Genomic DNA, 665 nt, shown 5'->3' with positions numbered 1-665 from the left:
CTCAACGATGCCCTTGAAGTGATGGAAGATGAAGCCTTAACCGATGAATACGATACTGAGATTTATTCGTATCGAACCTACAAACATAGATTCCGTGGAAAATTAAGACCAATGGTCTTAGCGGTACTCAAAGCCCAACCCGACCATTATTTCACGGTCAATGAAATCACTGAGATTGTCTTAATAAAAGACAGACAAGACCCTATCGTTCGTCCGAAGCATACGGTTTCGGTGCGTGGCGCGTTAAAACATTGGCTGACAAAAGGCGTAGTAGAACGGTTAGAAAGAGGCGTAACCGATGTCAAATGGCGACTGAAACAAAAATAGCGGATAAATACCGCTATTTTCTATTCCAAAGGCTTTAATCGCGAAGATCTGAAGCAACGTTCAATAATTCCTCTTTTACGCAATTTAACCAGTATTCGATTGACAGTCTTATAGTGCTTATCGCCCATACCAACAAATTGTGGTTTTCCCAACAATGCTAAGGTCTTTTCAGCGATCTCCCCACAAAACATCCAATCGGGATTTTCGCGTAAGACTTGAGCGACTAATCGCATCGTAATCAAGGGCTGCGGTTTTGGTTCTTTCGGCATATAAGGTTGAGCTAATGCGTTAATCTCTTGTGACAAACACTGCATTTGCACCGTCAGCTCATCTTGCTT

At 42.4% G+C, this 665-nt stretch carries 2 protein-coding genes; one reads left to right on the top strand and one right to left on the bottom strand.

The genetic code is table 11. From position 1 onward, the window contains the following. A partial coding sequence (locus DK415_RS09435) for a DNA repair protein (RefSeq protein WP_109433411.1) occupies nt 1-327 on the top strand: 327 nt, incomplete at its 5' end. A 20-nt stretch (nt 328-347) separates the two neighbouring features. On the opposite strand, the gene DK415_RS09430 is transcribed toward DK415_RS09435, so the two are convergent. After that, nucleotides 348-665 (bottom strand): hypothetical protein (locus DK415_RS09430; protein WP_109433410.1); only part of this gene is annotated, 318 nt, incomplete at its 5' end.

Origin of the sequence: Aggregatibacter segnis (assembly GCF_003130075.1) — a bacterium.
Classification (GTDB): Bacteria; Pseudomonadota; Gammaproteobacteria; order Enterobacterales; family Pasteurellaceae; genus Aggregatibacter; species Aggregatibacter segnis_A.
This window is presented reverse-complemented; position numbering and strand designations above follow the sequence as displayed.